The organism is Micromonospora nigra, assembly GCF_900091585.1.
GTDB lineage: Bacteria > Actinomycetota > Actinomycetes > Mycobacteriales > Micromonosporaceae > Micromonospora > Micromonospora nigra.
Map to the genome: position 1 here is coordinate 2,429,058 of NZ_FMHT01000003.1, position 23,584 is coordinate 2,452,641.

At 73.7% G+C, this 23,584-nt stretch carries 19 protein-coding genes; 7 read left to right on the plus strand and 12 right to left on the minus strand.

What is annotated here, in order from left to right; all coding sequences use genetic code 11:
• Positions 1–39: 39 nt before the first annotated feature.
• Together GA0070616_RS10335 and GA0070616_RS10340 are read left to right on the plus strand one after the other, a co-directional pair.
• Positions 40–759 carry an IclR family transcriptional regulator gene (locus GA0070616_RS10335; protein ID WP_091080045.1) on the plus strand — a complete coding sequence of 240 codons (720 nt, stop codon included), beginning with the start codon at positions 40–42 and terminating at the stop codon, positions 757–759.
• A 352-nt stretch (positions 760–1,111) separates the two neighbouring features.
• Positions 1,112–2,206, plus strand: coding sequence for a hypothetical protein (locus GA0070616_RS10340; protein ID WP_091080048.1), 1,095 nt, complete (start codon positions 1,112–1,114; stop codon positions 2,204–2,206).
• 239 nt (positions 2,207–2,445) lie between these two features.
• On the opposite strand, the gene GA0070616_RS10345 is transcribed toward GA0070616_RS10340, so the two are convergent.
• The 3 genes from GA0070616_RS10345 to GA0070616_RS10355 are packed head-to-tail and all read right to left on the minus strand — an operon-like array spanning position 2,446 to position 5,927.
• On the minus strand, positions 2,446–4,137 hold the full coding sequence (locus GA0070616_RS10345) for a S8 family serine peptidase (protein ID WP_091090419.1): 1,692 nt from the start codon (positions 4,135–4,137) through the stop codon (positions 2,446–2,448).
• A gap of 58 nt (positions 4,138–4,195) precedes the next feature.
• Positions 4,196–4,915, minus strand: coding sequence for an HAD family hydrolase (locus GA0070616_RS10350; protein ID WP_091080051.1), 720 nt, complete (start codon positions 4,913–4,915; stop codon positions 4,196–4,198).
• Between the two features lie 13 nt (positions 4,916–4,928).
• A complete protein-coding gene (locus tag GA0070616_RS10355; protein WP_091080055.1) occupies positions 4,929–5,927 on the minus strand; it encodes an EamA family transporter in 999 nt (332 codons plus the stop codon).
• Positions 5,928–6,003: 76 nt separating this feature from the next.
• Between GA0070616_RS10355 and GA0070616_RS10360 the strand changes: the two genes are divergently transcribed.
• A complete protein-coding gene (locus GA0070616_RS10360; protein ID WP_091080058.1) occupies positions 6,004–6,546 on the plus strand; it encodes a CGNR zinc finger domain-containing protein in 543 nt (180 codons plus the stop codon).
• Positions 6,547–6,789: 243 nt separating this feature from the next.
• Here the strand turns inward: GA0070616_RS10360 and GA0070616_RS10365 are convergent, their stop codons facing one another.
• The 5 genes from GA0070616_RS10365 to GA0070616_RS10385 form a co-directional block, all read right to left on the minus strand.
• The gene (locus GA0070616_RS10365; RefSeq protein ID WP_175440029.1) at positions 6,790–8,199 is read right to left on the minus strand and encodes a class II fumarate hydratase; all 1,410 of its coding nucleotides are present in this window, start codon (positions 8,197–8,199) and stop codon (positions 6,790–6,792) included.
• Positions 8,200–8,248: 49 nt separating this feature from the next.
• Entirely contained in the window at positions 8,249–11,227 is a 2,979-nt protein-coding gene (locus GA0070616_RS10370; protein WP_091080065.1) for an AfsR/SARP family transcriptional regulator, read from the minus strand.
• Between the two features lie 199 nt (positions 11,228–11,426).
• Positions 11,427–13,097 (minus strand): fumarate hydratase, encoded by a 1,671-nt coding sequence (locus GA0070616_RS10375; RefSeq protein ID WP_091080069.1) that lies wholly within the window; start codon positions 13,095–13,097, stop codon positions 11,427–11,429.
• Positions 13,098–13,241: 144 nt separating this feature from the next.
• Complete coding sequence (locus GA0070616_RS10380) at positions 13,242–14,687, minus strand: outer membrane protein assembly factor BamB family protein (RefSeq protein ID WP_425412936.1); 1,446 nt, start codon at positions 14,685–14,687, stop codon at positions 13,242–13,244.
• A gap of 58 nt (positions 14,688–14,745) precedes the next feature.
• Positions 14,746–16,218, minus strand: coding sequence for an MFS transporter (locus tag GA0070616_RS10385; RefSeq protein WP_139128869.1), 1,473 nt, complete (start codon positions 16,216–16,218; stop codon positions 14,746–14,748).
• Between GA0070616_RS10385 and GA0070616_RS10390 the strand changes: the two genes are divergently transcribed.
• Positions 16,190–17,200 carry an ArsR/SmtB family transcription factor gene (locus GA0070616_RS10390; RefSeq protein WP_091080072.1) on the plus strand — a complete coding sequence of 337 codons (1,011 nt, stop codon included), beginning with the start codon at positions 16,190–16,192 and terminating at the stop codon, positions 17,198–17,200. The genes GA0070616_RS10385 and GA0070616_RS10390 overlap by 29 nt on opposite strands.
• Here the strand turns inward: GA0070616_RS10390 and GA0070616_RS10395 are convergent.
• A complete protein-coding gene (locus GA0070616_RS10395) occupies positions 17,181–17,666 on the minus strand; it encodes an Lrp/AsnC family transcriptional regulator (RefSeq protein WP_091080076.1) in 486 nt (161 codons plus the stop codon). The two genes, GA0070616_RS10390 and GA0070616_RS10395, sit on opposite strands and share 20 nt — an antisense overlap.
• Before the next feature lie 155 nt (positions 17,667–17,821).
• Here GA0070616_RS10395 and hppD point away from each other — a divergent pair, with 155 nt between their 5' ends.
• The 3 genes from hppD to hisC all read left to right on the plus strand — a co-directional run bounded on the left by hppD (position 17,822) and on the right by hisC (position 21,304).
• A complete protein-coding gene (gene hppD / locus GA0070616_RS10400) occupies positions 17,822–19,027 on the plus strand; it encodes a 4-hydroxyphenylpyruvate dioxygenase (RefSeq protein ID WP_091080079.1) in 1,206 nt (401 codons plus the stop codon).
• 256 nt (positions 19,028–19,283) lie between these two features.
• Positions 19,284–20,204: an RDD family protein gene (locus GA0070616_RS10410; protein WP_091080087.1), complete on the plus strand. Its 921-nt coding sequence runs from the start codon at positions 19,284–19,286 to the stop codon at positions 20,202–20,204.
• Entirely contained in the window at positions 20,201–21,304 is a 1,104-nt protein-coding gene (gene hisC / locus GA0070616_RS10415) for a histidinol-phosphate transaminase (RefSeq protein ID WP_091080090.1), read from the plus strand. The genes GA0070616_RS10410 and hisC overlap by 4 nt, the downstream gene beginning before the upstream one ends.
• A 107-nt stretch (positions 21,305–21,411) precedes the next feature.
• Here the strand turns inward: hisC and GA0070616_RS29135 are convergent, their stop codons facing one another.
• The 3 genes from GA0070616_RS29135 to GA0070616_RS10425 form a co-directional block, all read right to left on the minus strand.
• The gene (locus GA0070616_RS29135; protein ID WP_281187949.1) at positions 21,412–21,543 is read right to left on the minus strand and encodes a hypothetical protein; all 132 of its coding nucleotides are present in this window, start codon (positions 21,541–21,543) and stop codon (positions 21,412–21,414) included.
• Positions 21,544–21,605: 62 nt separating this feature from the next.
• Positions 21,606–22,853, minus strand: coding sequence for an outer membrane protein assembly factor BamB family protein (locus GA0070616_RS10420; RefSeq protein WP_091080094.1), 1,248 nt, complete (start codon positions 22,851–22,853; stop codon positions 21,606–21,608).
• A gap of 146 nt (positions 22,854–22,999) precedes the next feature.
• Positions 23,000–23,479, minus strand: coding sequence for an SRPBCC family protein (locus tag GA0070616_RS10425; protein WP_091090430.1), 480 nt, complete (start codon positions 23,477–23,479; stop codon positions 23,000–23,002).
• Positions 23,480–23,584: the final 105 nt, after the last annotated feature.

Sequence of the window (23,584 nt, forward strand, 5' to 3'; positions counted from 1 at the left end):
TTTCCGGATCGGCCGGAGCCGGGTCGTACGCTGCGTGCTGTGGACACGGCGGCGCGACCCGGCAGCGACCCGACGGCACCGACCGGCGCGCGGGCCGGCATCCGGTCGGGAGGGGAACCGACCGCCCGGGGTGGTGAGACGGCGCAGACGCTGGACCGGGGACTCCGGTTGCTGCACCTCGTCGCGGACGCCGCCGGTGGCCTGACGGTCACCGAGGCGGCGAACCGGCTCGGCATCGGCAGGGCGGCGGTCTACCGGCTCGTCGGCGCGCTGGCCGGACACGGCATGCTGCGCCGCGACGCCGATGGCCGACTGCGCCTCGGCGCGGGGGTGCTGCACCTGGCCCGGCGGGCCCAGCCGCTACTCGCCGAGGGGGCGTTGCCCGCGCTGCGGCGACTCGCCGAACAGGCCGGTGCCACCGCCCACCTGACCGTGGTGGAGGGCGACGAGGGCGTGGCCCTGGCCGTGGTCGAACCGAGCTGGACGTCGTTCCACGTCGCGTACCGGACGGGGGCCCGGCACCCGCTGGAACGGGGAGCCGCGGGGCGGGCCATCCTCGCCGGCCGGGCAGGCGCCGCCGACCCGGTGACCACCGTCGGGGAGTTGCAGGCCGGGGCGTACGGGGTGGCCGCGCCGGTGCTGGGCGTACCCGGTCTGGAGGCGAGCGTCGGCGTGGTGGCGCTGGCCCCGTTGGACGCCGAGGCGGTCGGGGCGCAGGTGCTGGCCGCCGCCACGGCCATCGCCGCCGCCCTCGGCTGAGCCAAGCCCGCACGACCCTGCCAACGGTCAGGATCGCGGGCAGGTCGGATAGGTCGCGCGCGCGGGTCGCGGAATGTCGGGGTATCAGATGGCCGGGAAGCCGCGACATGCCGCAACCCACGCCCACCATCCACCGCCCACCACGCACCGCCACCACCCACCGCCCACCACGCATCACGCGACACGCACCGCGGTATCGGCACCGTGCTAGAGCGTGCACCGGGCGGAACCGGGTCGCCTATACCACGCTTCGCGCCTCGATGGCCGGCTGTCCACAGCACCTCCGCGTAGCCCTGCCCTCGGTTGTCCACAGGGGTGTCGCGGGCGTACCGGCAACGCGCACGCTTCCCACATGCCCCCTCACGCGTACCGGCCCGAGGCCCTGGCCTGGCAGGTCTTCCGCGGCTCGGCCGCCGTCCGTCGCGACCTGCTCACCGCACACCAACTCCGCAGCTCCGCGTGGGTACGACTGCGCCACGACGTGTACGCCGACGCGCGACTCGCACGAGACCATGCCCTGGCCTGTCGTGCCGTCGCACTGCAACTGCCCGCCGGATCGGCGATCGCCGGCCCGTCGGCGGCGTTCCTGCACGGCGTCGCGCACGCCGCCAAGTTCACCGACGACGTCCACGTGGTCGTGCCGGCCGGTGCCGGGCTGCGCAGCCAGCGCGGCCTGCGGGTGCACACGGCCGGCTCACCGCAGGGTTTCGTCCCGGCCAGCGTGACCATGAAGTCTGGTGCGGGGCAGGGCGGCGAACAGTGCCTCCGTGCTGGTCACGGCACGTCTGGCGCACTCCACCGTCGGGCTGGCACCCACCAGCCACGCGACGGTGATGGTGCCACCATGACCCGCGCGGATCCGTGGCCGGCCACCGCAGACCTGACCAGCGTTTCCGCAGCAGCACGCGCGGGGTCTCCCCTTCTCCCCCGCACGGATCCCACAGCAGCCGCCTGGGAGTCGGCCGTCTGGCTGGAGCCGCTCCGTTCCGTCGCCATCGTCGACAGCTTGCTCGGCCGAGGGCTGACGACCGCCGTCGCTCTCGCCGAGGTGGCAGCGGCGTACGCCCACCGGCCCGGCGCCCGGCGGGCCCGATGGGTGTTCGGCCTGGCCGATGCTGGCGCGCAGTCGCCACCAGAGTCCCAGCTGAGGGTCCGGCTGGTGCTGGCCGGGATTCCCCGCCCGGTCACCCAGCACCCGGTGCGCGTGCCTGGCGGTCCGGTCCTGCACCCGGACCTGGCCTGGCCGGAATACCGGGTGGCGGTGGAGTACGACGGGCTGTGGCACGCCGGCCGGGAGCACCTGCACCGGGGCCGGCAGCGCCTCAACCAGCTCGTGGGTGCCGGCTGGCTGGTGCTGCACGTCACCAGCCAACGCCTGTACCGCGACTTCCCCGCTGTCGCCCGCGAAGTCCGTGCCGCACTCGTCTCCCGGGGGTGGCGTCGATGACGGGGCGCTACGGGACTCCGCTCCGCTCGGCGACGACCCGACCCGGCTTGCGGCAAGCCGCGGTATCCCCCGGCCCGGAAACCGCACTGTGCCGCAACCCGGCCCACACTCACCCGGGCCCTCCCCGCACACCCGCCCAGGCCCGCCGTATACCCGTCCGGGCTCTCCGAACCCCCGCCTGGGCAGTGCGCGCAGCGGCCCGGTCGAGATCGACTCGACCGGGCCGCCGTGGCCGTCCGTTACGGGCGGATGCGGGGCTTGACCGGGCTCTTCACCGCCGCGAACGCGTCGATGATGCCGTAGCCGTAGAAGCCGTTGAAGTTGACCGAGCCGGCGCAGTAGGCGTCGTACTCGGCCGACCGGCCCTCGTCGGTGTAGCTCTGCAGCCGCGGCTCCGGGCACGCGCGCTCGGCGGCCGTCCGGTACAGGTGCTGCTCGACCAGGTCGGGGGCCATGCCGTAGCCGCTGCGGCCCTGCCGCTTGCCGTGGCGGCTGACGATCAGCGCGGCCACGCCGGCGGCGTGGGGTGCCGCCATCGACGTGCCCTGCAGGTAGGTGTAGTACCCGCACTCACCGTTGGTCCTGCACTCCTTGAACACGAAGGTCTCCGCACCCGGCACGATGTTGCCGTCCTCGTCGACCGTGCCCTCCTCCTGGAGCACCTTCTTCGGGTACGTGGAGAGGATCATGTTGGCGTCGGTACGGAACGAGTCGGTGCCGAAGCCGTCGCGGTACCAGCCACCCGGTGCCGCCACCGAGATCTGCTCGGTGCCGTAGTTCGAGAAGTCCGACTTCTTGCCGGACGGGCCGACCGACGACACGCTGATCACGTGCGGCCCTTCGGCGGGCAGGTCCCAGCAGCTGTCGTTGTCGATCTCGCGCGGGTACGGAGGAACGTCACCGTAGTTCGGGCTGGACGCGTCGGGCCGCGGGTCGCCCAGGTCCTCGTGGTTGTTGCCCAGTGCTCCGACCAGGGTCACGCCCCGGTTGTGGGCGAAGGTCAGGGCCCGCTTCATGGCCCTGATGGTGGCCCGCTGCGCGGCCTGCGCCTCCGGCGAGTCCGCCGGGTTCGAGGTGCAGTTGTAGAGCCACGGGTCGACGTAGAACGACATGTTCACCACGTCGAGGCCGACCTTGCCGGCGTACAGCAGCGAGTTGACCACCGGGTCGAGGAAGAAGTACCCGGAGTCCTGTCCGCCCTTGAGCCCGACCAGGGTGACGTTCGGAGCGACGCCGGAGAGGCCGAAACCGTTGGCGGCTGCGCCGATGGTGCCGGCCACGTGCGTGCCGTGGCCGCCGTCGTCGGTGCCGACCGGGTCGAGGCAGCTCGCCACCTCGCACTCGCCGTCGATCTCGACGATGTCGGGGGCGAAGTTACGCGACAGGGACCAGCTGAAGTTCGGCGCGATGTCCGGGTTGCTGGCGTCGACGCCGGTGTCGAGCACCCCGACGGTGACCCGGCGGTCACCCGGCTCGATCTTGCGTGCCTTGTCGGCCCGGATCATCTCCAGACCCCAGAGCTTGTCGTCCAGCGGGTCCATCTTCTTCCCGCGCTGCTTGCCGGCCCTCTTCGTGGCGGCGGCGGAGGCGAGCTGGTTCTCCTGCTCGACGCGGTCCAACTTCGGCTTGCGGCCGATGGCCTTCTGCTCGCTGGCCCCGATCAGGGCCGTCGCCGCGGTCGCCTTCGCGACGAAGTCGGCGCGGTCACTGGTCACCTGGAACATGCCGACCTCGTCGGTGCGGCTGACCACGGTGCCACCGGCGGCCCTGATCGCGGCGATCGCCGCATCGGCGGATACACCGTCCTCGGCGACGACCGTAAAGGTGCGGGTGCTGGTCGGCTCGGCGCTGGCCGGCACGCTCATTCCCGTCACCGTCAGTGCCAGCACCGTCGCGGTCGCGACGGCACCGGCGGTGAAGCGCTTGCTCACCACATCGGATCCTCTCGTTGAGGGACGTGGCAGCCATCAGACATCAATGAATGGCAGTTCACCAGATCACCGCCGGAGTTACGGGGGAAGATTCGTTTTGCCCGGACCAACGGGCGAGCAGGGCGGGCAGGTCCGCCACCGTGGACAGTTCGGCGTCGGGGGTGACGCCGGGCGGTCGGGCGACACCGAGCCGGTTGAGCCAGACCGCGCGCAGGCCGGCACGCTGCGCCGCGACGACGTCGTGGGCCGGGTTGTCGCCCACGTGCACGACCTGCTCGGCCCGCGCCCCTGACGCACCGACCACGGCGGCGAAGAACTCCGGGGCGGGCTTCTTCGGCAGTCCGTTCTCGTGCGCGTACCGTTCGAACGCGAACTGCCGGGCGAGCCCGCAGCGTTCGGCACGGCTGTTGCCGTTGGTGGCGAAACCGAGTGTCCACCGGCCACGCAGCGCAGCCAGCGCAGGCAGGACGTCGGGAAACGGCCGGGTCAGCGCGTACCGGCGGGCGAAGAACACCGCTGCCAGCTCGTCCAGGTGGGATCGGAGCCCCGCCCGGGCTGCGGACCGGGCCAGCGCCGCCCGCCTGATCTCCACCACCGGGGCGGCCGCCCACTCGCCGAGGACGGCACCCCAGTCCGACTCCAGATCCGCGAGCGTGACCTCGGCCGCCGCCGGGGTCAGCCGCCGCATCTGTTCCAGTACGGCCACCAGGCCCCCGGTCACCGCCGGGCGAAGGTCGACCAGAGTCTCGTCGGCGTCGAACACGACGGTGGTCAGCACACCCCCCAGGGTCTCACGGAAGCGTGGCCGTCGGGACGGCCGTCGGCCTCGGCTCGGCGGCCGTCGGCACCAGCTCGACGGCCGTCGGCCCCAGTGCGGGCACCCGGAGTTCGTCGACCCGGACCAGGGCCACCCCGGCGACGATCAGCGCGCCTCCGAGGAGCTGGACGGCGGTGGGCAGCTCGCCCAGCACGAGCCAGGCGATCAGCACCGCGAACATCACCTCGGTCAGCCCCACGAACGAGGCGAGCCGGGAGCCGAGCACCCGGGTGGCGGCGATTCCGGCGAGGTACGCGACCACGGCCGCCACCAGCACCAGCCCCACCACCGGCACCAGCCAGCTGGTATGCAGGCCGCCGAAGTCGACCGAACCGAGGGTGACGCTCAGTGGCAGCGCCCCGACGACGCCGAGCAGCAGAAGCACGCTCGCCCCGACGGCCATCCCGCCGCTGGCCAGCACGACCGAGGGCAGGCCCTCGTCGACCCGTCCGGCCAGCACGAAGTACCCGGCCAATCCCACGGCCGCGCCGAGCCCCCACAGCACGCCCACCGGGTCGAGGCCGCCGGCACCCGCCACGTCGAGCACCAGACCCAGTCCGACGAGCGCGGCCACCGAGCCGGCCACGGCGAGGCGTCGGGGGCGCTGGCCGTGCACCAACCACATCCAGCCCACGACGAGAACGATGCCGAGGAACTCCAGCAACAGGGCGATCCCGACGGGCAGGTACCGCACGGCGTTGAAGAAGCAGACCTGGGCGAGTGCGACACCGAGCAGGCCGAAGACACCGATCGTGGCGAGGTTGCGGCGCAGCACCGCCCACCGGCCACGCAGCGCGAGCGCCGCCGGGGCCGCCAGGATGAGAGCGGCCAGGCCGACGCGGACGACGACGAGAGCCGGGGCCGACCAGCCGCCGTCGATCAGCGGGCGGGCGAACGTACCCGAGGTGGCGAAGGTGACCGCAGAGAGCAGAGCCAGGGTCAGGCCGACAACGGCGGTGGGAGGTTGGCGCATCGGAACCGCTCCTGGCTGTCATGAGTCATCGGAATTAGGATGATGACGCTAGGCGGGTCCGACGACAGGAGTCAAGTTGCTTTTCACCCATGACACCAACTGCGCGTTGATCACCGCCACCGCCCTGGTCAACACCGCTGGCCCCAACCACGAGGGATTGCCCGACGCTGCGGCACTCGCCGCCTTCCTCGCCACTCACGCGTTCACCGGCCGTCATGAACGCACCCAGGCCGAGCTGCGATCGGTGCGGGCGCTGCGGCCCCGGCTGCGCCAGATCTGGGACGCCGACACCGACGAGGTGGTCTCGATCGTCAACGGTCTGCTCCGCAAGCACCGCGCGTTGCCGCAGCTCATCACCCACGACGACGAGCCGTACCACCTGCACGCCGTCCCTCGGGACGCGCCGCTGGCCACCCGGATGGCGGTCGAGGCGGCGATGGCGACGGCCGACCTCGTCCGCGCCGGTGAACTGCGCAGGCTGCGGCGCTGCGACCACCCGGACTGCGACAACGTGTTCGTGGACCTGTCGAAGAACCGTTCCCGTAGGTTCTGCGACACCGGCTGCGGCAACCGGGTCGCCGTCACCGCCTACCGGGCCCGCCGCTCCGCCCGCCCCTGACCCACCGCCCCGCACCGCACCTCCCTGCGCCGCGCCGCACCGGGTCACACCACACCCGCACGACGACGCACCCACGGTGCCGCACCACCCTGCGCCGCACCGCGCCGGAGCGAGCCGCCGCGTCGGTGAGAGCACAAACGCACTCAGCTCGGGAGGCACCAGCCAGCAGCTAGCAGGAGGGCGGTCAACAGGTAGCGGTCGACAGGAGGGCGGGCAGGCAGCGGTGGTCCCACCGGGCGAGGGTCAGGGATGGGTCATCCGGAGCAGGTCCAGGGTCTCGTCGAGCTGGGTCTCGGTGAGCGTGCCCGAGTCGACGTGCCCACGGGCGATCACCACCTCCTTGATGGACACCTGCCTGGCCAACGACTCCTTGGCGATGGAGGCGGCCTCGTCGTACCCGAGGTAGTGGTTGAGCGGGGTGACGATCGACGGCGAACCCGCCGCGTACGCCAGGCAGACCTCGGCGTCCGCGACCACGCCGACCACGCAACGGTCCGCCAGCAGCCGGCTCGACGCGGCCAGCAGCTTGATCGATTCCAGGATGTTGCGGGCCATGACGGGCAGCATGACGTTGAGTTCGAAGTCGCCCTGCGAACCGGCGAAGGCGATGGTGGCGTCGTTGCCGATCACCTGGGCGCAGACCTGCCGCACGGCCTCGCAGACCACCGGGTTCACCTTGCCGGGCATGATCGACGAGCCGGGCTGGAGGTCGGGGATGCGTAGTTCGCGCAGGCCCGCCCGAGGGCCGGAACCCATCCAGCGAATGTCGTTGGCGACCTTGTAGAGCCCGACGGCGACCGTCCGCAACTGGCCGGACGTCTCCACCAGGGCGTCCCGGGCCCCCTGCGCCTCGAAGTGGTTGCGCGCCTCGGTCAGCGGCAGCCCCGTCGAGTTTCGCAACCTGTCGATGACCCTCTCCGCGAACCCGAGCGGAGTGTTGATGCCGGTGCCCACGGCGGTGCCGCCCAGGGGCAGCTCGGCCAGCCGGGGCAGGGCCCCTTCCAGCCGCTCGATGCCGTAGCGGACCTGCGCGGCGTACCCACCGAACTCCTGGCCGAGCGTGACGGGGGTGGCGTCCATCAGGTGGGTACGCCCGGCCTTCACCACCGTCTCGAACTCCTCGGCCTTGGCCTCCAGGGCCTGCGCCAGGTGGGCCAGGGCGGGCAGCAGGTCCCGCGCGACGGCCTCGGTGGCCGCCAGGTGGATCGAGGACGGGAAGACGTCGTTGCTGGACTGGGAGGCGTTGACGTCGTCGTTCGGATGCACGTCCCGACCCAGCTCCCGGCTGGCCAGGGTGGCGATGACCTCGTTGGTGTTCATGTTCGACGAGGTGCCGGAGCCGGTCTGGAACACGTCGACGGGGAACTGGTCGTCGTACCCGCCGTCGGCCACGTGCGCCGCCGCCGCGGCGATCGCCGCCGCCACGTTCGCGTCGATCACGCCCAACTCGCCGTTGACCTCGGCCGCCGCGCCCTTGATCTGGGCCAGTGCCCGGATCTGCGCCGGCTCGATCCCCCGGCCGGAGATCGGGAAGTTCTGCACCGCCCGCTGGGTCTGCGCCCGCCACAGCGCGTCGGCGGGCACCTCCACCTCGCCCATCGAGTCGCGTTCGATCCGGTAGCCCGTCGCCTCTGGAGTCGTCACGCGTACCATCCTGCCGCGCCGCGCCCCGCCGTGCAGATGATCGGGCCAGCGGGCGGGCTCAGCCCAGTTCGACGAGCAGCCGTCGCACCTCGAGCCGGTCCGGCACGTCGAGTTGCTCGAACAGCGCCAGCGCCCGGGTCCAGTGCGAGCGGGCGGCGACCGGCTCGGTGGGCCGCAGGCAACGGGCGATCCCGTCGAGCGCACGGGCCTGCTCGTACCGATGGTTGATCTTCGTGGTGTCGCGGAGCACGCGACGGAACAGGTCAAGCGCGCTCGGCATGTCCCCCAGTTCCAGGAGCGATCGGGCCAGCAGGTTGCGGGAGGCACACTGCCCCACCCGGTCACCGGCCTCGGTGATCGCGATCAGCGCCTCCCGGTGCAGGGCCGCAGCCTCCTCGGGCCGCCCCGACTCCCGCTCGATCACCCCCAGCTCGTTGAGCACCTCCCCCTCGTTGAACCGGTTGCCCAGCGCGTGGTGCCGGCGCAGCGCCGCCCGCAACAGCCGCCGGGCTGGCACCAGGTCGCCCATCCGGCGGCGGGCGGCTCCGGTGTGCCCCAGCGCGTTCGCCAACTCCCGGTGGTCGGCCATCTCGCGTGACAGCATCAGGTGTTTCCGGCAGATCCGCAGCGCCTGCTCGTGGCGTCCCCAGTGCAGGTAGGCGTAGGCCACGTTGTTGAGCAGCGCGGTCACCTCGGCGCTGCGGTCGATGCTCTGCAACAGCCGCGCCGCCTCGTTGAAGTAGTCGATGGCGCGCTGGTGATTGCCCTCGGCCACGCACGCGCTGCCCAGGTTCCACAGGATGTTCGCCAGCGGACCGTCCGGCCCCTGCCGCCGGCTCAGCTCCGCCGCGCGCTCCATCAACCGCACCGCGTGCGGGAACCGGGCCAGCCGGAAGTAGCCGGACGCCAGATAGTTGAGCATCAACGCCACCGCCGGCTCGTCGCCCAGCGCCTCCGCCGCCCGCAACCCGACCGTGTGCATCTCGATCAGCTCGTCGAGCTGCCCACCGTTGAAGTAGGGCCGCCAGCAGGCCCGCGCGAGCTGCCAGCAGTGGCGTGGGAAGTCGTCCTCCGCCAGCCGCGCCAGCGCGGTCAGCGTCGCCCGGTTCTCGTCGAGCCAGCCGAGCCCCTGCGGCGTACACACCGCGACCAGGTCGGGACGGGGCGGATCGGGCAGCACGAAGTTACGGCGGTTACCCGGCGACTCGACCGTACGGGCGATCGCGGCGGCCACGTGCAGGTGGTGGTCGAGCAACCGCTGCACCGCGGCGCGGCGCTGCACCGCGTGGGCTGGCTCGGCCAACAGGGTCCGGGCGTACTCGCGGACCAGGTCGTGCAGGCAGTACCGACCCGGCGCCGGCTCGTCGACCAGGTGGGCGTCCACCAGTTCGTCCAGCACGTCCTGCGCCTCGGGCATGGGCAGGTCCGCGAGCGCGGCGGCGACGGTGTTGTCGAACCGGCCACCCGGGTGCAGCCCGAGCAGCCGGAGCAGGCGCTGCGCCGCCACCGACACCTGGGCGTACGACAGGGCGAAGGCGTCGCCGACGGAGCGCTGCCCGGCGGCCAGCTCCGCCAGCGGGTCGCTCGCCTCCCGCAGGCGCTCGACCAGGTCGGTGATCCGCCAGCGGGGACGGTGGGCCAGGCGGGCGCCGGCCAACCGGATCGCCAGGGGCAGGTAGCCGCAGCGGTGGGCCACCTCGGCCGCCGCCTCCGGTTCGGCCGCCACCCGCACCTCCCCGGCCACCCGGCCCAGCAGCTCGACCGCCTCCTCGGGTTCGAGGACCGGCAACGAGGAGGGGCGGCCCTCGTCCAGGCCCACCAGCCGGCGACGGCTGGTGATGAGGGTGAGGCAGCCGCGGCCGGTGGGCAGCAGGGGTGCCACCTGGTCGGCGTCCGCGGCGTTGTCCAGCAGGAGCAGCGCACGTCGGCCGGCGAGTTCGGTACGCCACAGCGCGAGGCGGTCGTCCGGGTCCGGGGGGATCCGCTCCTGCGGCACGCCCAACTGCCGCAACAGGGCCGCCGAGGCCGTCGCCGGGGTCAACGGCGCGCGGTCGCTGTGCCCGTGCAGGTCGATGAAGAGCTGGGCGTCCGGGTACCGGTCGGCGAGCCGGGTCGCGAGGTGCACCGCGAGGGTGGTCTTGCCGCTGCCCGCCATCCCGTCGACGAGTTGGATCCGGGCGCGGTTCTCCTCGATCTCCTTGACCAGGCGCGCGATCGTCTCCTGCCGTCCGGTGAAGTCGCTGATCGCCCGGGGCAGTCCCCGGGCGGGTGCCGTCGCCGCCCGCCCGGGGTCGACGACGGCCAGGTCTCCGGCGAGCACCCGCTGGTGCAACTCCTGCAATGCGGCCCCCGGCTCGATGCCCAACTCCTCGGCGTAGAGCCGGCGACCGTCGCGGTAGGCGGTGAGCGCGTCGGCCTGCCGGCCGACGGCGGACAGGGCGAGCATGAGCTGCCCCCGCAGCCGGTCCCGCAGCGGGTGCCGCTGCACCGCCTCGGTCAGCTCGTCGACCAGGTGAGCGGCCAGGCCGAGACGCAGCTCGACGTCGACGCACTCCTCCAGCACCGCGAGCCGCTGCTCGTCGAGGGCCTGGGCCCGCCCTCGTACGCTGCGGACGGTGACGCCGGCCAGCGCCGGGCCGCGCCACAGCGCCAGGCCGGTCCGGTAGTGCCGGCGGGCCTCGGCGGTGCGACCGTTGTCGACGGCGGTCCGGGCGGCGTCCACGGCGCGGGCGAAGACCTCGGCGTCCAGGTCCTGCGGCCCGATCCGGGCCGCGTAGCCGACGGGGTCGGTGACGATCGTCTCCGGCGGCAGGCCGAGCCGGGCGAGCCGCTGGCGCAGCCGCGACACGCAGGTCTGCAACTGGGCCCGGGCGGTGGCCGGCGGACGCTCCTCCCACACGGCGTCGACCAGTTCCTCGACGGCGACGACGCGGTTGGCGCGCAGCAGCAGCACCGCGAGGACGGTCCGGTCCCGCCCGGCGGAGACGGTGGCTTCGCCCCCACCGACCCGGAGTGGCCCCAGGATCTGAAACCGCATCCGCTCCCCCGCCCCGGATCCGCGCACCTCCGCCAGAGTAGTCCGACGGTCACAGAAGTCGCTCACCGGCGTGATAGCGATGTGAGAGTGGATCGACAGCAGCGGTCACCACAATCGTCGCGGGTCGTCGGCGCATCGACGACCGACGGGGGCGGTGCGCCCGGCGGTCCCCTGTGGCCGGCGGGCGCACCGATGTCGGTCAGCCGCGGCGACCGACCGTGAGAACCGGCTTGGTGACCTCGGCGAAGAAGTCGTTGCCCTTGTCGTCGACCACGATGAAGGCCGGGAAGTCCTCCACCTCGATCTTCCAGACCGCCTCCATGCCCAGCTCCGCGTATTCGAGCACCTCGACGTGCTTGATGCAGTCCTGGGCCAGGCGGGCGGCCGGGCCACCGATCGAGCCGAGGTAGAACCCGCCGTGCTGTTGGCAGGAGCGGGTGACCTGGGCGGACCGGTTGCCCTTGGCCAGCATCACCATGGAGCCGCCGGCTGCCTGGAACTTCTCCACGTACGCGTCCATCCGGCCGGCCGTGGTGGGGCCGAAGGAGCCGGAGGCGTAGCCCTCGGGGGTCTTGGCCGGGCCGGCGTAGTAGACGGCGTGGTCGCGCAGGTACTGCGGCATCGCCTCGCCCGCGTCGAGCCGCTCGGCGATCTTGGCGTGGGCGATGTCCCGGGCGACCACGAGCGGGCCGGTCAGCGAGAGCCGGGTCTTCACCGGATACTTCGACAGCTCGGCGCGGATCTCGCTCATCGGCCGGTTCAGGTCGACCCGCACCACCTCGGTCGCGTCGAGCGTCTCGTCGGTGACGTCGGGCAGGTAGCGCGCCGGGTCGGTCTCGAGCCGCTCCAGCCACACACCCGACGGGGTGATCTTCGCGACCGCCTGCCGGTCGGCCGAGCAGGACACGGCGATCGCCACCGGGCAGGAGGCGCCGTGCCGGGGCAGCCGCACCACCCGCACGTCGTGGCAGAAGTACCGGCCGCCGAACTGCGCCCCGATGCCGAAGTTGCGGGTCAGCTCCAGCACCTCGGCCTCCAGCTCCAGGTCGCGGAACCCGTGCGCGGTCATCGAACCGGCGGTGGGCAGGGCGTCGAGGTACTTCGCGGAGGCGTACTTGGCGGTCTTCAACGCGTACTCGGCGGAGGTGCCGCCGATGACCACGGCCAGGTGGTACGGCGGGCAGGCCGCGGTGCCGATGAGCCGCAGCTTCTCCTCCAGGAACTGCATCATCCGCGTCGGGTTCAGCAGCGCCTTCGTCTCCTGGTAGAGGTACGACTTGTTGGCCGAGCCACCGCCCTTGGCCATGAACAGGAACTTGTACGCGTCGGGCTGCCCGTCGGGGTCGTCGGCGTACAGCTCCACCTGGGCGGGCAGGTTGCTGCCGGTGTTGCGCTCCTCCCACATGGTCAGCGGGGCGAGCTGCGAGTAGCGCAGGTTCAGCTTGGTGTACGCCTGGTAGACGCCGCGCGAGATCGCCTCGGCGTCGCCGCCGTCGGTCAGCACGTGTCGGCCGCGCTTGCCCATCACGATCGCGGTGCCGGTGTCCTGGCACATGGGCAGCACCCCACCGGCGGCGATGTTGGCGTTGCGCAACAGGTCCAGCGCGACGAACCGGTCGTTGGGCGAGGCCGCCGGATCGTCGATGATCGACCGCAGCTGAGCCAGGTGCGCCGGGCGCAGGAAGTGCGCGATGTCGTGCATGGCCTCGGCCGTCAGGGCGGTCAGCGCGGCCGGCTCCACGGTGAGGAACCGGCGCCCTCCGGGGCCGTTGACGACGTCCACGCCCTCGTCGGTGACCAGGCGATACTCGGTCTGGTCGGGACCGGTCGGCAGCAAGGGGGAGTACGAGAACGCGGCGGCACTGCTCATGAGCGGAAAGCCTAGGGCAGAAGGGTCGATCAGTCCCACCCGCCGGGTCGGTCCTGGGACTCCGCTCTCATCCGGCGGCGTCTCATCCGGCGCCGTTTCACATCCGGCGGCGGCGTGGACCCTCGGCCGGAGCCACTCCGCCGGTCACCCGTCCTTGCCGGGCTCGTCGCACCGTTCGTTCTTCGGACCACAGCTGCCCTGCGGGGCCGGATTGGGTCCGCCGGAGCCGGGGTCGCCCGGGTCCGGGTCGCCGCCGTCGCCGGACCGGGTCGGCTCGCCGGGGCCGCCGCCGAAACGGGCGTACCCGATCTCCCGCCCCTCGCCGATGATCATGCCACTGGGGCCGACGGCGAGGACGTTCGCGGCGGTCCGCAGCACCGCCAGCTCGCGCCCGCTGCGCGGGTCCAGGGCCACCACGCGGGACGGCTTCTCGTCGACGATCACGGCCGCGTACGGGGTGAGCACCGCCCCCGCCTTCCCGCCCGCCGGCCGGGTCCACCGGGTACGCCCGCCGCCGAGCTCCCGGGCGGCCACCGCGTTGCCGTCGGCCGTACGGACCAGCGCGTGGCGGTCGTCGACCGCGAGCAGCCGCTCCCCGTCGCCGGTGACCAGCAGCAGCCGCCCGTCGTACCCGTCGAGGACCGCCTCCCGGCCGTCGGGTGCCACACCGATCAGGACGCTCCGCGCCCCCTGCGGGTCCTGGCGCTGCACGCAGCCGGCGTTGTCGGCGGTACGCAGGTTCAGCCCGGAGCGCTGCCACGCCTCCCGGCCGGTGGCCGGGTCCCGGCCGCTGAGCGCGAAGTAGCAGCTGCCGTCCCGCGAGACGGCGGACAGCCGCAGCAGCCGGCCGCCGATCACCGCGAGCCGCTCGTCGCGGCCCGGCTCCACGTTGACCAGCACCCGGCCGGTGGCGGTGTCGACCACGTGCACCCGCCCGTCGACGGGGAAGCCGAGCAGCGGCGGCACCGGCTCGGGTCCGGCGACCTGCTCGTCGACCCGCCGGGCCCCGAGCCGGCGGGTGTCCAGCAGGTTCGGGTTGTCGGCGAACAGGCCGGTGCTGACGCCGGGCAGAAACGCCGTCCACAGCGGTTGCGTGCCGCGCGGATCCCAGGCGCGCAGGGTGCAGTCGGTGGCCTCGAAGCAGCGGGCGTCGAGCAGCAGGTTCCGGTACGTCCACACGGCCACCGCGTCGTCGTCGCGCCGCCGGGTCACGCCGGTGGTGGGGTCGAGCACCTCGTACCCCTTGACCAGCAGCTTGCCCACGACGACGACCGCGTCCTTCTCACCGCCGGTCACCGCCGCCCAGTCGGCCTTGCGGTCCCACAGCGGGGTGCCGTCGGCGAGACGGCGGGCCTCGACCCGGGTGCGCTGCTCCACGAGGACGGTGTCGCCGGCGAAGGTGACGCTGCGGGGGGTGCCGCCGATGCGGTGCTGCCAGGCCACGTCCGGTTCGGAGATCGGGGAGCGCTTGTTCACCCAGTCCCACATGCCGGGGAAGGGGTTCCACACCCCGGTGGCGGCGAGCACCACCACGACGATCAGCCCGAGCAGCAGCCCGCCACGTACGCCGGGGCCGCCCTCCTTCGCCACCGGACCACGGTAGCCACCCGGGTGGCCGGCGTCGGTCCGCCCTCCGGCGTGTCGCCGGTCAATCTCCGTGACGCGGGGCGAGCACCGGCCACAACGCGAGGGTGGCGAGCAGCGAGGCCACCCCGGCCAGCGCCATCACGGTTCCCGGCGCGAGCACCTCCGCGACCGCACCCGCCCCGGCCGCCGCGAGCCCCTGCACCGCCATCAGGCCGGTGCTGACCAGCCCGAACGCCTGCCCCCGCCGGTCGGCCGGCACGGCGTCGAGGAACCGCCGGGCCAGGCCGAGCTGATAGGCGAAACCGGCGGTGGCCACCGCGAACAGCACCGCCCCGGCGGCGAGGCCCGGCCGGGCCACGAACGCCAACATGGGTACGCCGAGCAGCACGGCCAGCCACGGCGTCCACCGCTCCCGGCGGGCGGGTGCGACGAACCGGCCGACCACCAGGTCCCCCACGAGCATCCCGGCGGCCCCGGCCATCAGCAGCACCCCGGCGCTGGCTCCCGGACCGAGTCCGGCGGCGTACGGCACGGCCACCGCCTCGGCGCCCACCAGCAGCGAGCCGGGCAGCCACTGGGCGAGCAGCAGCCCCCGGATCCGGCGGTCGGCGAGCAACTGCCGGTTGACCCGCAGCGTCTCCCGCACCGCCCCGGCCCGCACCGGCCCGGCCGGGGCCGCCCCCGCCGGCCCGCTCGCGCCTGCCGGCGCCGGCCCGGCCGGACCCGCGGTCACCGACGTTGCCGGACCCGCGGCCACCGGCACCGCCGGATCCGGAGCCGGTGGCGTGGGCCGGGCCCGCGCCGGCCGGTCGCCCAGGCCGGCACCCACCAGTAGCGCCGACAATCCACAGGTGGCGGCGGTCAGCCAGAGCGCGCCGTACGGGCCGACGAGACCGAGCAGCAGGCCGCCGACCGCGAACCCGGCGACCTGGGTGCCGCCGGCGGCGACGGTGAACAGCGATCTGCCCAGCACGTACGCGTCGCCGTGCAGCACCTCCGGCAGGAGTGCGCTGCGGGCGGCACCGCTGACCGGGGCGAACAGGCCGACGACGGCGACCAGGCCGAGCATGGCGGGCGGGGCGAGCACCCCGCTGGCGAGCACCGCCACCATGGCGAGCCGGAGCAGGTCGTAGGAGACGATCAGGGTACGCGGCGGCCAGCGGTCGGCCAGGGCGAGCAGGAACACCCCGCCGAGGGCGTGCGGCAGGAACCCGGTCACGTACGCCAGTGCGGCCAGCAGCCCGGAGCCGGTGCGCTCGTAGACCAGCACGGACAGGGCGAGCATCTTGACCGTCTCGCCGATGAGGAAGGTCCCGAATCCGGCGAACAGCACCCGGAACTCGGCGACGCCGAACACGTCCCGATAGGTGGCGGCCCGCTGCTCGACGGCGCTGCTGGTGGTGGTCACCCGGTCAGCCTGCCCACCCGGCTCCGGCCGCACTATCCTTTCGCCAAGTGGCGAAACGAGGGATGCCCGTCGCTCCGCGACGAACCGGGGAGGCGACGTGCGGATCGAGGTCACCCCGGCCGACATCGCGGCCAGCAGGTTCGCGGTCTCCCCGCTGATCGAGACGATGGCGGCGCTGCGGCTGTGCTCCGGCAACCACCACCAGGCGCCGGCCCTGGTCCCCTGGGTGGCCCGGGTCCGTCCGGAGTTCGACCGGCTGCGCCGGGAACTGCCCGCGCTGGGCGCCCTGCTGGCGTTGCAACGCCGGCGTGCCTACAACGCGGACTTCGTCCAGCCTCCGCCGGCCGGGCTCGACCAGGACTTCGCCGCCGAACTGGCGGTGGTGCGGGCCACCCCGCTGGCCCGGGCCCGCGCCGAACTCGCCCGCAACCTGGCCGGTCACCGGACTCCGCCCGGGTACGCCCGCCGGGTCTACGACTCACCGGACGTGGTCGACCGGCTGGCCGACGCGATCGAGGCGGCCTGGACGACCCTGGTGGAACCGGACTGGCCCCGGCTGCGGGCGATCCTGGAACGGGACCTGGTGCAGCGGGCCGGCCGGCTGCTCGCGTACGGCTGGGGGGCGGTCGTCGGCGACCTGGACCCCCGGCTGCGCTGGGTGCCCGGTGGCGCGTCCGGCGCGATCGAGGTGGCCGACCGCGACCCCCAGGACCACGCGCTGGGCGGCCGGGGCCTGCTGCTCGTCCCCACCGTCTTCGGCTCGATGATGAACTACGTGGAGCCGCCCTGGCCCGTCGCGATCGTCTACCGGGCCTCCGGCGTGGCCGAACTGCTCGGGCCGCCCGACCCGGACCGCCCCGAAGACGCCCTCGACCGGCTGGTCGGCCGGTCCCGGGCCGCCGTCCTGCGGGCGCTGACCGTGCCGGCCACCACCAGTCAGCTCGTGGTCACGCTCGGGATGAGCCTCGGCGGCGTCGGCGACCACCTCGCGGTGCTACGCGACGCGGGCCTGGTCACCCGGCTGCGCGCCGGCCGGGCGGTCCGTTACCGCCGCACCGCCCTCGGCGACGCGCTGGCCGGGCAGCCGGTCAGCGGGCCGCCGACCTGACCAGGGGCAGGACGCGGTAGGGGATCTGCTCGGCCAGGGCGATGATCGTGGCGGCGCGGCGGATGCCCTCGTACGACACGATCTGGTCGATCACCCGCTGGAGGTCGGTGTTGGACCGGGCCACGATCCGGCAGAGCAGGTCGCTGGAACCGGTGATCGTGTGGGCCTCCAGCACCTCGGGGATGGCCGCGAGGTGGGCGGCGACCCGGTCGTGGCCGTCCCGCTGGCTGATCTCCAAGGTGACGAAGCTGGTCACCGTGAAGCCGATCGCGGCGGGCGACACCTCCGGGCCGAACCCACCGACCACCCCCCGGCCGACCAGCTTGTCGAGCCGGGCCTGGACGGTGCCCCGGGCCACCCCGAGCCGTCGGGAGCACTCCAGCACCCCGATCCGCGGCTCCTCGGTGAGCAGTTCGATCAGTCGGGCGTCGAGGGCATCCAGCTGCACAGGTTGACCAGCGTTCACGGTTCGACACCCTACCGAATGCGCAACCTGACCACCCTTGGACGCGACGGTTGCCCAGTACCCCCGGTCACGGCGATCCTCGCCGAAAGGCACCACGACGTGCAGGCACCACGACGTCGGCCCACGAGGCCGGCCGGTACGCGAGGGAGGCACCCATGACCCAGGCGATCGACCGACCCCAGTCGACCGAGGAGGTCGACGTCGACGCGCTCGTCGGCGCCGTCGACCACGACATCAGCCACGACCCGTTCCCGGTCAGGGGCCTCGACCACGTGCACTTCCTGGTGGGCAACGCCAAGCAGGCCGCCCACTACTACTCCACCGCGTTCGGCATGACCTGCGTGGCGTACCGGGGCCCGGAGCAGGGTCACCGGGACCACGCCCAGTACGTGCTGACCAGCGGGTCGGCCCGGTTCGTGCTGACCGGGGCGGTGCGCCCGGACGCCCCCGGCGCCGAGCACGTCACGAAGCACAGCGACGGTGTCAGCGACATCGCGCTCGAGGTGCCCGACGTCGACGCCGCGTACGCGCACGCCACCGCCCAGGGCGCGACCGGCCTGGTCGAGCCGCACGACGTGACCGACGAGCACGGCACCGTACGGATGGCCGCCATCGCCGCGTACGGCGACACCCGGCACACCCTGGTCGACCGGTCCCGCTACACCGGGCCGTTCCTGCCGGGCTTCGTCGCCCGCGGACCGATCGTGGACCGGCGGCCGATGATCGAGGCCGGCCTCCAGCCGAAGCGCTTCTTCCAGGCCGTCGACCACGTCGTCGGCAACGTGGAGCTGGGCCGCATGGACGAGTGGGTGGACTTCTACAAGCGGGTGATGGGCTTCTCCAACATGGCGGAGTTCATCGGCGACGACATCGCCACCGACTACTCGGCGCTGATGAGCAAGGTGGTCGCCAGCGGCACCCGGAAGGTGAAGTTCCCGCTCAACGAGCCGGCCGTCGCCCGCAAGAAGTCGCAGATCGACGAGTACCTGGAGTTCTACCAGGGCCCCGGCGCCCAGCACATCGCCGTCGCCACCAACGACATCCTGGCCAGCGTGGACGCCATGCGCGCGGCCGGCGTCGACTTCCTGGAGACCCCCGACTCGTACTACGACGACCCGGAGCTGCGTGCCCGCATCGGCAAGGTGCGGGTTCCGATCGAGGAGCTGAAGGCCCGCAAGATCCTGGTCGACCGCGACGAGGACGGCTACCTGCTGCAGATCTTCACCAAGCCGGTGCAGGACCGCCCGACGGTGTTCTTCGAACTGATCGAGCGGCACGGCTCGCTCGGCTTCGGCAAGGGCAACTTCAAGGCGCTGTTCGAGGCCATCGAGCGCGAGCAGGAGAAGCGCGGCAACCTGTAAGACTGTCGAGCGTGATCCCACCTCCGCACCCGACGTCGCCGGCCGGCGGGCCACCGCCCGCGGCCGGCGACGTCGCGCCGCCGTCCGTACCCCCGCAGTTCGCCGACCGGGCGTTCGGGCCCGGTTTCCGCCACCCCGACGGCTCCCCGCGGCAGGGCCGCCACAAGGTCTCCGGGCGGCAGGGTCACCCCGACGGCTCCCGGCGGCAGGGCCGCCACGGCAGGTTCGCCGGTCGAGGCGTCGTTAAGGTGGCACGGTGAGTGTCGCTCCCGGCTGGTACGTCGACCCGGCCGATCCGCAGACCCGCCGTTACTGGGACGGGGAGGGTTGGATCGGCGCGCCGATTCCCGTGGACGCCACCCCGCCCCACGGCCCGCCGCCCCCGGAACCCGAACCCGAGCCCGAGCCGCCGACCGCACCTCCGGTCGTCGTCGCCCCGGCCGGCACGTCGCCCGCCGGTGGACCGGCCCCGTCGCCCACTGCGGGGCAGCCGGGCCCTGCGGGGCAGCCGGGCACCGCACCCGGGTACGACCCGCGGCACGGCCCCCCGCCCGGCTGGCCCTACCCGACCTGGCCGGGCCGGCCACCCGAGCCGCGCCCGCACGGGCTGCCGTTGGCCGGCTACTACGAGCGGTTCGTGGCCCGGCTCATCGACTTCGGCATCGTCTTCCTGCTCAACGCCCTGGTCAACGGCTGGTTCGTCTGGCGGTTCCTCCAGGAGCTCTCCCCGTCGCTGAAGGAGGCCTGGCGCCGGATCGAGAACCAGGAGCAGACCACCGAGCCGCTCCCACCGGCCGGTGAGCAGGCCAGCGCCCTGGTGGTGACCATCCTGCTGATCGCCACCGCGCTGTGGCTCGCGTACGAGGTGCCGGCGATGGCCGCCAACGGGCAGACCTTCGGCAAGCGGGTGATGCGGATCAGGGCGGTGCCGGTGGACGCCGACGCCCCGCTCGGCTTCGGCCGGGCCCTGCGCCGTTGGAACACCCTCGGCCTGCCGACCCTGCTCTGGTACTGCTGCGGCCTCGGCCTGCTGCTCCAGCTCGTCGACGCGGTGTCCCCCCTGTTCGACCAGCCGTTGCGGCAGGCGCTGCACGACAAGCGGGCCCAGACCGTGGTGGTCCGGGCCCCCCACCCCGCCCCGAACGACCGTGCCGAACCCCCGGGAGACACCCCATGACCGACACCGGACGTCCCCAGCCGGCGCTGCGGCTGACCCGCGCCGACCTGGAGGCGCTGCCCAACTACGTGCCCGGCCGCAGCCCGGCCGACCTGGCTCGGGAGCTGGGCCTGCCCGAGGCGATCAAGCTGGCCAGCAACGAGGTCCCGTACGGGCCGCTGCCCGGTGTGGTGGAGGCGGTCGCCGAGGCGGTCGCCGGGGCGCACCGCTACCCGGACATGGGCGTGGTGGCGCTGCGGGCCGCGCTGGCGCAGCGGTACGGCGTGGACGCCGACCGGATCGCCACGGGCTGCGGGTCGGTGGCGCTGGCCGAGCACCTGGTCCGGGCGACCTGCCTGCCGGGTGACGAGCTGCTCTACTCGTGGCGCTCGTTCGAGGCGTACCCGATCGTCGCGGCGACCAGCGGCGCGACCAGCGTGCGGGTGCCGAACGACGCCGGGCACGGGCACGACCTGGCCGCGATGGCGGCGGCGGTGACGGACCGCACGCGGATGATCCTGGTCTGCAACCCCAACAATCCGACCGGTACGGCGGTACGCCGGGCCGAGCTGGACCACTTCCTCGACACCGTGCCGGACGACGTGCTGGTGGTGATCGACGAGGCGTACCGGGAGTTCGTGACGGACCCGGAGGTGCCGGACGGCTTGACCTACGCCGACCGGCCGAACGTGGCCGTGCTGCGCACCCTGTCGAAGGCGTGGGGGCTGGCCGGCCTGCGGATCGGCTGGCTGGTGGCGCAGCCGGCGGTGGCGGCGGCGGTCCGCAAGGTCGTCACGCCCTTCTCGACGAGCATGGCTGCGCAGGCGGGGGCGCTCGCGGCGTTGGCCCAGGCCGACGAGGTGGAGCGCCGGTGCGCCCTGGTCGTCGCCGAGCGGAGCCGGGTCACCGAGGCGCTGCGCAAGTTGCTGCCGGACGTGCCGGACAGCCAGGCCAACTTCGTCTGGCTGCCGCTGGGCGACATGGCGGTGGACTTCGGCCGGGCGTGCGAGTCGCGGGGGGTGATCGTGCGGCCGTTCCCCGGCGACGGGGTGCGGGTCACCATCGGCACCCCCGCCGAGAACGACGTCTTCCTCGCCGCCGCCGAGGCGGCGCTGGCCTGATTTCGGGCCGGCGCGAGCCGTAGAACGACGCCTGAGATCGTGCCGGCCCGGGCCACGACGGTGGTCCGGGCCGGTCCGCCATCCCCCAACGGACCGGCCCGGACGGCTCAGGCCGCCACGACGGGCCCGACATCTTCGGTCAGCGGCACCAGCGCCGTCCGGGCGCTCGGGGCCGCATCGGCAGGCGAGGCCGTCAGCAGGATCAGGAAGGCCCCCAGAAGGGCAGCAAGCAGACGCACGCCTGAGACTATAAGTAACTTATGTCCGTTTTGTCGAGTCGATCGGCTCTCGGCGTGGCGCGTCACGTGGCGGCGAGAATCACCGGCTCCGAGGTGAGGTAGTAGCGGTGGTCGTCCCCCTGCGGGTCGACCGGCCGGCGCAGCCGCTCCACGGCCACGTATCCAGCTTCCGCGTACGCCGCCCCCGGCGACCAGCCCGTGCCGTCCCGGCCCACGTCGAGCGGGAACCTCGACCGCACCGTGCCCGACCCCGGGTCGAGCGTCACCAGGTCGTTGGTCTCGGTCAGCACGTGCACCCGCCCCGGCTGCCCGGCCAGCACCCGACCCGGCCCCAGCACGACCCGCCACCGCTGTGCGCCGTCGCGCGCCGCCCGCCCCGTCAGGACGCCGTCCACCAGCACGACCGCCGTCCCGTCGACCAGGTCGGCGTCCGCCCGGTCGAGGGCCGGCACGGCGACCGGCCCGCCGGGCCCGAGCAGCCAGCCCCGCCCCGGCTCGTCGCCGGGGCCGGAGGTGCGCAGCGCGGTGCAGCCCGACCGGGCCACGCCGCAGCCCACCGGGGTCACCACCAACTCCTCCCCGGCCCCCGGCGGACGCCAACGGACCCCCACCCGGCCGGTCCGCGCGTCCCGGAACTCGACCTCCGCCGGCCCGTCGCAGGCGTCGACGGTGACCAGTTCCCCCGAGTCGGTGGTGGCCAGCGGCTTCCGGCAGGCGGAATCCTGCGCGGCCGACCACAACCGCTCGCCGTCGGTCAGGTCGAGGGCGGCCACCTCGTCCTCGCCCGTCGCCACCACCACGCGCCGGCCGTCGACCCCCGTCAGGTGCAGGCCGTGCGGCGTCCAGACCGTGGCGGCTCCGGTGCGCCGGGGCTCCGGTCCGGTGCCCGGCACCGGCCCGTCGGCCCGCCAGGCCACCCGACCCGTACGCGCGTCCAGCGCCACCAGCCGCCCGTCCGACCACCGGCTCACCACCGTGGTCCCGTCGGCCACCACCCCGACCAGTTCCGCCGGCCAACGCCGGTACGACCAGAACGGGGTGGTGCGGTGCCGGCCGTCCGCCGGCCGGTCCGCGTAGACCTGGCGCTGCGCCGCGTACACCCGCAGCCGGCCGTCCACGATCAGCGGGGCGACCGGGAGGCGGCCGACCACGCCGACGGCGGGGGTGACCGGCGGTGGGTAGTCGTCGGCGGCGGGGGTTACCACCTCGGCCGGGGCCAGCACCCGGTAGGCGGTGACCGCGACCGCCACGGCGACGACCAGCGTCGCCACCACCACCACGATCCGTCGCCGGCTGCCCGCCAACCCCATGCCGCACCTCCGCCCGGCACCCTACCCAGCGACGCTGTGCGGACCCGTGGCACGCCTCCCGGTCGTCGGATCGGCCCTCGACCGGCACAGGCGGCGGCATCGCCCCGCACCTCGCGGATCGACCGCCGCCCCGCCCGACCCGCGGGTCAGGCCGCCTCGCGCGTGGGTGCGCCGAGCACGGCGGCCAGATCGGCGAGATCCCGCCGCAACGCGCCCTCCACCGCCCGGGCGGCCAGCCCACCGAGCAGCAGGGCGACGGCCCGCCCGAACGGCGCCGTGGGCACCGCCTCCTGGGTCAGCCGGACAGCGGTACGGCGGCCCTCCCGCCGCCGTACCTCGCGCAGCGTCCAGTCGATCCGGTAATCCGCCCCCACGCCCGGAGAGGCGAGCACGAGTCGCCGGGACGGCTCGGCCACCAGCACCACGAACTCCTCGACCAACGCGGTTCCGTCGGGGCGCGACCGGGTCTCCCGCCAGGCCGTGCCGGGCGCGAACGGGCCGGGGGTCAGCACCTCGACGGCGGAGGTGCCGGTGAACCGGCCGGGGCGGGCCGGCAGGTCGGCGAGCAGCCGCCACACGTCGGCCGCCCGCGCTGCCAGCAGGCCGTTGACCGTCACCGTCGACATGCCACCTCCCGTGGCGTCGACGGTACGCCCGGTGAGCACCGCGCGGGACCCCGGAACGGGAAATTCCACCGGGCCCCGCCTGACGTCACCGGACACCGGCCGCGC